Origin of the sequence: Lacicoccus qingdaonensis, assembly GCF_900101075.1 — a bacterium.
GTDB classification, from domain to species: Bacteria; Bacillota; Bacilli; order Staphylococcales; family Salinicoccaceae; genus Lacicoccus; species Lacicoccus qingdaonensis.
Map to the genome: position 1 here is coordinate 46,430 of NZ_FNFY01000018.1, position 7,191 is coordinate 53,620.

Below are 7,191 nucleotides of genomic sequence, written 5' to 3' on the forward strand. Positions count from 1 at the left end.
AATAACGTTTAATTGTGGTAGGAGGAAATTTAATGCACGTAATTTCGCTTAGTTTAAATTACAGAAAAGCGACAGTCGAAGAGCGTGAGAAGGTACAGTTCAACGAAGTGGAGCTGACAGAAGCTCTGCATAAATTAAGAACCGAGAAAAGTATTTTGGAGACGGTATTACTGTCGACCTGTAACAGAACCGAAGTCTACATAGTGAGTGACCAGATCCATACGGGGAAATATTATGCGCAGAGTTTTCTCGCTGACTGGTTTGACGTTGACCTGGAAACCATAAAAAAAATAATAGATGTAAAAGTCGGTGAGGAAGCGATTGAACATCTATTTTACGTGACTGCGGGGCTGGATTCCATGGTGCTCGGTGAAACCCAGATACTTGGGCAGATCAGGGATGCATTTCTCAAAGCCCAGAATGAACAGACAACAGGCACGATCTTTAACAAGTTGTTCAAAGAAGCAATCACTGTTGCTAAAAAAGGCCACAATGATACTGATATATCTAAAAATGCGGTTTCCACTTCATATGCGGCTGTCCAGCTGGTCAATAAGATTTTTGACGAAAATAGAGCGGTGAAAGCTGTCGTCATCGGAGCTGGTGAGATGTCTGAACAATCGGTTCTGAACCTGACTTCAAACGGCATCACAGACATTACGATCGTCAACCGTACGATTGACAATGCACAAAGACTGGCAGATAAGTTCGGCTGCAGCTATCAGGCGATGGACGAACTGGAAGACTGCCTCCTGGATACCGACCTCGTCATTTCAAGTACATCTTCAAGAAATTATGTGATCACAGAATATATGCTGGAGAGCATTCAGGCGAAAAGGGCGGCACGTCCGCTGATCCTCATCGATATAGCGATGCCGCGGGATATAGAACCGGGCACTACACAATACGATAATGTATATATGTATAACGTTGATGATCTCCAGGGCCTGATCGACTCCAACCTTGAAACAAGACAGCAGGAGGCGAAAAAAGTCGAATCGATGATTGTAAAAGCCCAGGATGACTTTGATACATGGGTGAACCAGCTTGGGGTGACGCCGGTCATCCAGGCTCTGAGAACGAAAGCATTGACGATACACGAAGAAACGTTCAAAAGTGTGGAACGTAAAATGCCTGACATGACTGACAGAGAAAAGACGGTCATCAGCAAGCACATGAAGAGCATCATCAATCAAATGCTGAAAGATCCGATTACTTATACAAAAGAAATCGGCAATGAAAAGCATGCGATGAAAAAACTTAAAGAAATAGAAATGTTATTTGGAATCGAGGAAGAAGTCGAGGAAGTCAAGAACAGAGAGCGTGACAAACACCGCCAGGCGCTTATCAGCAAGCAATCTGAAATTGCATTTGAATAAAATGGGTAGGGACCAATATGGATATTCTGTTCCGCATCAATGAATTTATCATGCTTTTATACTTTAGCGGCCTTTCTGTGCTGGCGTACGATTTAGCTTTTAGAAATCGCCAGGCCAGAAAGGTTTCCTTTTATGTCATCATACTGGCGACAGCTCTGCATCTTTTGATTTATCTGAATGCTGTTTTCAGCCTTTCCCGTATACCGATGTTGACAACTTACGAAGGGATGTTCACACTTTCCTTAGTATTATCAATTGTCGGCATTATGTATTATTATAAGAATGACAGCGAACAGGTGCTGTTGGGATTCATATTTTTAAGCTTTATATTCTTTTCGATGTTTACATTCCAGCCTGAGCCGTTATCACAGCAGGTGGAAGTATCGGTCATAATGAATGAGCTGCTGGTCATCCATGTCGGTCTGGCCCTGCTCGCCTATGTTCTGTTTTTCGTTTCGGCACTGCATGCGCTGATATACGTCATTCAATATACGAATTTAAAGAAGAAACGCTTCAACCGTACATTTTTTTCCTTATTCAGCATAGAAACGGCGCGCAAAGTGATGATGCGCAGTGTCGGCATCGGCCTGATGACCATGACGATCAGCATACTTCTCGGTTTTCACTGGGGCCTTCAGATCATCGGTCCGGGTATCATTGTTGATGTAAAGGTTTTAGGCACATCATTCATAGTCGTTTTATACATCATGCTGCTCTTTTACTTGAAAAAGATGCGCAATATTTATGTTTTTGCTATTTTAAATATGGTTCTGTTCATAATCTGCATGACTAATTATTTATTCGTTTCACAGTTTTCAAATTTCCATATATGGACTTAAAAGGAGTATTTTCAATGAGAAAATTTATCGTCGGATCCAGACGCAGTGGTTTGGCCATGACACAATCAAAACAGTTTATCGCTTTACTTCAGGAACAGTTTCCTGAAACAGAATTCGAAATAAAAGAAATCGTCACAAAAGGAGACCGTATCGTTGACGTCCAATTGTCGAAAGTAGGCGGCAAAGGTCTTTTCGTCAAAGAGATTGAACAGGCTCTGGAAAATGAAGAAATTGATATGGCGATACACAGTTTAAAAGATGTTCCGAGCAAATTGCCGGATCAGTTTAAAATTGCATGTATCCCCGACAGAGAAGATATGCGGGATGCATTTCTCTCGAACAATAAAGTGCTCTTCAAAGATCTGCCTGCAGGCAGCATCGTCGGCACAAGCAGCCTGAGACGTGCAGCACAGCTGAAATCCATCCGTGACGATATTACCGTCAACTGGGTAAGAGGAAACATCGACACACGCATCAAGAAGATGGAGTCCGGTGAGTATGATGCAATACTGCTGGCGGCTGCAGGACTTAAAAGAATGGGCTGGGGCGACAGCCGTGTAACAGAATACTTCGACGCGGAAGAGTTCATTCCTGCAATCGCACAGGGCGCACTCGGCATTGAAATCAGAAAAGATGACCATGAACTGGATGAGATGCTTCAGAAAGTACATTCAAGCGATGATGCATTGTGTACAAATGCAGAACGGACTTTCCTGAGCCGTATGGACGGCAGCTGCCAGGTGCCGATCGGCGGATATGCAACACTTGAAGACGGCGAACTTTATTTGACAGGCCTGATCATGTCCGAAGATGGTGAAGAGAAGTATCTCGTTAAAAAATCCGCATCGGATCCTTATGAGCTCGGCAACCTGGTTGCTGATGAGATGGAGAAAATCGGAGCGAAGGAAATCATTGATAAAATCAATGAAAACTTATAACAGCAGTACAAAAAATGTCCTCGTAACCCAGACGAAATTAAATGCTGAGAGTGATGAATTTGATATCATTCATGCACCGCTCATCAAAATACAGCCACTGGCATTCGATGAGGATTTTCTGGATGAACATTATGACTGGATCATTTTAACGAGTAAAAATGCTGTGAATCTATTTTTACCTTATCTGGAAAAGACCCGGTTTGTGAAAATCGCCAGCATTGGCGAAAAAACGACGGAACTTCTTGTCAAAAACGGCTATAAGGTGGATTTCGAGCCTTCCGTCTATACACAGGAAGGTTTTATAGAGCAATTCCCGCTTGATGATGAAGTGGATATGAAAAGAGTACTTTATCCGACCAGCAAAGATGCGAGAAATATTCTTCATGACTACCTGGAAGAGCATGGGGTTGAAGTGGTTAAATTCTCAATCTATAAGCCGGTGGACAATGCTGAATCCATTCAAATGATCAGGGAAAGATGGGATGATATAGATATCATCACTTTTTCCAGCCCTTCGGGTGTAAAAGTATTGATGAAATACTTTGAAAAGAATATGCTGAAAGAGAAACCGGTCGTTTCAATCGGTGCGGTGACAAAAAAAGAGCTGGAATCAATCGGGATTCACTCCATATCTCCCGAAAAGGCGACACTTGAAAGTATATTCGAATTAATAAAAGAAAAATTATGAGGTGTAATAATGGAATTTGAACGTCATAGAAGACTTCGCAAGTCATCATTTATGAGAGATATCGTCAGAGAAACACATCTCCGCAAAGATGATCTGATCTATCCGATTTTTGTAGTGGAAAAAGATGATGTTAAAAAAGAGGTTCCTTCCATGAAGGGGGTTTATCAGATTTCATTGAACATGCTGAAAGAAGAGCTGGATGAAGTCGTCTCCCTTGGCATTAAATCTGTTATTTTCTTTGGTGTGCCAAATGAAAAAGACGCAGTGGGCAGCGGGGCCTACCATGACCATGGCATCGTCCAGGAGGCATGCCGTCTGTCCAAGGAACATTACCCTGAGCTCCTCGTCATACTGGATACATGTCTGTGTGAATATACTGATCATGGCCACTGCGGCCTGATTGACGAAAAGACGGAAGATGTCGACAATGATGCGACATTGCCGCTGCTTGTCAAAACAGCCGTTTCACAGGCGCGTGCGGGTGCAGACATCATTGCCCCGAGCAACATGATGGACGGATTCGTCACTGAAATCAGAAAAGGTCTCGATGACAACGGCTTCAGCCATATTCCGATCATGAGCTACGGCATCAAATATGCTTCCAAATTTTACGGACCGTTCCGTGACGCTGCGGAATCCACACCATCTTTCGGTGACCGGAGAACATATCAGATGGATCCGGCAAACCGCCTTGAAGCTTTGAGGGAACTTGAAAGTGATGAAAATGAAGGTGCGGATATGATGATCGTAAAACCGGCGTTGTCATACCTGGATATCATACGTGATGTCAGAAACCGTTCCGACCTGCCGGTGGTTGCGTATAACGTCAGCGGCGAGTACGCCATGACAAGGACTGCCATCGACATGGGACTTCTGGACGAAGAGGTCATCATCGAGCAGATGTTGTCAATGAAACGTGCAGGTGCAGATCTGATCATCACTTATTTTGCGAAAGATATTTGTAAAAAGATTAATCAGGAAGAGGTGCAGTAATGTTTAACAAATCTAAAGCACTTTATGAAAAAGCGGTGGAATTGATGCCGGGCGGCGTAAATTCACCTGCAAGAGCATTCAAATCTGTAGGTGATCATCCTCTGTTTATCGACCGTGCAAAAGATGCGCGTGTCTATGATGTGGACGGTAATGAATACATCGATTACTGTCTGAGTTTCGGTCCTTTGATTTTAGGACACAGCGACGATAAAGTTGTTGAAGAAGTTGCTGAAACAGCGAAAAAGGGCACAACTTTCGGTGCACCGACAGAGCTTGAAAATAAAATGGCTGAACTTGTTATCGACAGAGTGCCGTCAGTTGAAATGGTCCGCATGGTATCTTCGGGTACTGAGGCGACACTTGCTGCACTCAGACTGGCAAGAGGCTATACAGGCCGTAATAAAATACTTAAGTTTGAAGGCTGTTACCACGGCCACAGTGATTCACTGCTGATTAAGGCAGGGTCAGGTGTTGCGACACTCGGTCTTCCGGATTCCCCGGGTGTTCCTGAAGGAACGGCAATCAATACGATCACTGTCCCATATAACGATTCTGAAAGCTTAAAAGAGGCATTCGATAAATATGGTGAAGATATTGCCGCTGTCATTGTAGAGCCGGTTGCAGGAAACATGGGCGTCGTCCCGCCGGTGGACAACTTCCTGCACGAAGTCCGTGAAATTACAGAGAACAATGATACTCTGTTGATCTTTGACGAAGTCATGACAGGATTCAGAGTCGGCTATAACTGTGCACAGGGCCATTATGGTATCAATCCCGACCTTACATGTCTTGGCAAAGTGATTGGCGGAGGACTGCCGGTAGGTGCATATGGCGGTAAAAAAGAAATCATGGAAAAAGTCGCACCAGTCGGCGATGTTTATCAGGCAGGTACACTTTCAGGCAACCCGCTTGCTATGGCAGGAGGCTACCACACACTAAATCAGTTGACAGAAGAAAGCTATGACTATTTTAATGAGCTTGCAGATCTCCTTGAAGACGGTCTGAAAGAGATTTTCGGCAAACATAACCGTCCGATTACGATCAACCGTGCAGGTTCAATGATCGGTTTCTTCCTGACAGACAGTCCTGTAACAGATTTTGACAGTGCCAACGAAAGCGACCTTGTTTTATTTAAAGAACTTTATCAAGAGCTTCTTAAAGAAGGTATTTACTTACCGCCTTCACAATTTGAAGGCATGTTCCTCTCAACGAAGCATACAAAAGAAGATATTAATGCTACAATAAGCGCATTTGACAGTGCTTTAGAGCGTTTAAGTAAAAAGTAACTAAAAATTATGCTTCATAGTTGTCCATTTAAGTGTATAATAGGTATGAATAATATTTGGGGGGGTCACAGCGAATGAGTGATAAAAAAGATCAAAACCTTACAGATAAGGAAGTTTATATGGAAGGTGCCAAAGATAAGGACAGAACCTATATCGACGGCCAGGGCCGTGAAATGATAATCCATTCCAAGAAAGAGCAAAAAGAGGATGTAAGAAATCCTTTAGTCTGGGTTATTCCGATCATGGTAGTCATCCTGATCATTCCATTAATGATATTCCATATTGGCGGCGAAGGCGGCGGCGGTGAACAGACTGCCGATTCCGGTGCAGAAACTGAAGAGTCAGGTGAAGGTTCAGGAGAAGAGGGCGGCGGAGAAGAAGGCGCTTCTTCAGGCGACGTAGACGCTGAAGGCATTGCTCAAAACAGCTGCGCTTCATGTCACGGTGAAGACTTCTCAGGCGGTATGGGGCCCGCACTTGCAGGCACCAGCCTTGGTGAAGATGAATTTACTGATATCGTAAGAAACGGTCAGGGCTCAATGCCTTCATTCAGTGAGGATGAAGTGAGCGACGAAGAACTGACTGCAATGTATGATATGTTCTCAGAATAATTTATAAATAAGAACTCCCTGTTTCAGGGAGTTCTTATGTTTTTTACACAATACATCAACTAGATGGCAGGTTTTCTATATGAAAATGATCCGTTTAATCATGTTGTTTGTCAACGGCAATTTAAAAATGTAGGTTTATGGCAATTTAGAAATGTCGGTTTTCGGCAATGCAATTTGTGGATGAATGTTGTCTAAGTTTGTTTCATTCGGTATGATTTACCTTTGATTTTATAAATCTTTACATGGTGTACCATTCGATCCAGAATCGCTGCAGCTGTTTCCGGACTCCTGAATAATTCACCCCATCCAGAAAGTGAGATATTGGTGGTGAAAATGGTTGAATGGGTTTCATACCGCATGTTCAGTAATTGAAAAATCAAGTCGGCTTCATGTCTCTGAATGGGCAAGTAGCCGATCTCATCAATGATTAACAGTTCATATCTGGCATATCGTCTGA

Annotated in this window: 8 protein-coding genes; 7 read left to right on the forward strand and 1 reads right to left on the reverse strand. The window is 43.2% G+C overall.

All coding sequences use genetic code 11. The annotated features are described in order from the left end of the window. Positions 1–32 precede the first annotated feature (32 nt). The 7 genes from hemA to BLR15_RS09980 all read left to right on the forward strand — a co-directional run bounded on the left by hemA (position 33) and on the right by BLR15_RS09980 (position 6,734). Positions 33–1,379 carry a glutamyl-tRNA reductase gene (gene hemA / locus BLR15_RS09950; RefSeq protein WP_092987066.1) on the forward strand — a complete coding sequence of 449 codons (1,347 nt, stop codon included), beginning with the start codon at positions 33–35 and terminating at the stop codon, positions 1,377–1,379. A gap of 17 nt (positions 1,380–1,396) precedes the next feature. After that, positions 1,397–2,218, forward strand: a complete 822-nt coding sequence (gene ccsA, locus BLR15_RS09955) for a cytochrome c biogenesis protein CcsA (RefSeq protein ID WP_092987067.1) — start codon at positions 1,397–1,399, stop codon at positions 2,216–2,218. Positions 2,219–2,232: 14 nt separating this feature from the next. Continuing rightward, the gene (hemC, locus tag BLR15_RS09960; protein WP_092987068.1) at positions 2,233–3,156 is read left to right on the forward strand and encodes a hydroxymethylbilane synthase; all 924 of its coding nucleotides are present in this window, start codon (positions 2,233–2,235) and stop codon (positions 3,154–3,156) included. Next, positions 3,143–3,844 (forward strand): uroporphyrinogen-III synthase, encoded by a 702-nt coding sequence (locus BLR15_RS09965; RefSeq protein WP_176754126.1) that lies wholly within the window; start codon positions 3,143–3,145, stop codon positions 3,842–3,844. Before hemC ends, BLR15_RS09965 begins: the two co-directional genes overlap by 14 nt. 9 nt (positions 3,845–3,853) lie before the next feature. Then, the gene (gene hemB / locus BLR15_RS09970) at positions 3,854–4,837 is read left to right on the forward strand and encodes a porphobilinogen synthase (RefSeq protein WP_092987071.1); all 984 of its coding nucleotides are present in this window, start codon (positions 3,854–3,856) and stop codon (positions 4,835–4,837) included. After that, a complete protein-coding gene (hemL, locus tag BLR15_RS09975; protein ID WP_092987072.1) occupies positions 4,837–6,123 on the forward strand; it encodes a glutamate-1-semialdehyde 2,1-aminomutase in 1,287 nt (428 codons plus the stop codon). Before hemB ends, hemL begins: the two co-directional genes overlap by 1 nt. A 74-nt stretch (positions 6,124–6,197) precedes the next feature. Further along, positions 6,198–6,734, forward strand: a complete 537-nt coding sequence (locus BLR15_RS09980; protein WP_092987073.1) for a c-type cytochrome — start codon at positions 6,198–6,200, stop codon at positions 6,732–6,734. A 191-nt stretch (positions 6,735–6,925) separates the two neighbouring features. On the opposite strand, the gene BLR15_RS09985 is transcribed toward BLR15_RS09980, so the two are convergent. Next, positions 6,926–7,191: ATP-binding protein (locus tag BLR15_RS09985; RefSeq protein ID WP_143003958.1), on the reverse strand; the 266-nt coding region annotated here is incomplete at its 5' end.

Excerpts from the sequence above, each read along its gene's own strand:
- hemA (WP_092987066.1), top strand. The coding sequence starts at position 33 with ATGCACGTAATTTCGCTTAGTTTAAATTACAGAAAAGCGACAGTCGAA.
- ccsA (WP_092987067.1), top strand. The coding sequence starts at position 1,397 with ATGGATATTCTGTTCCGCATCAATGAATTTATCATGCTTTTATACTTT.
- hemC (WP_092987068.1), top strand. The coding sequence starts at position 2,233 with ATGAGAAAATTTATCGTCGGATCCAGACGCAGTGGTTTGGCCATGACA.
- BLR15_RS09965 (WP_176754126.1), top strand. The coding sequence starts at position 3,143 with ATGAAAACTTATAACAGCAGTACAAAAAATGTCCTCGTAACCCAGACG.
- hemB (WP_092987071.1), top strand. The coding sequence starts at position 3,854 with ATGGAATTTGAACGTCATAGAAGACTTCGCAAGTCATCATTTATGAGA.
- hemL (WP_092987072.1), top strand. The coding sequence starts at position 4,837 with ATGTTTAACAAATCTAAAGCACTTTATGAAAAAGCGGTGGAATTGATG.
- BLR15_RS09980 (WP_092987073.1), top strand. The coding sequence starts at position 6,198 with ATGAGTGATAAAAAAGATCAAAACCTTACAGATAAGGAAGTTTATATG.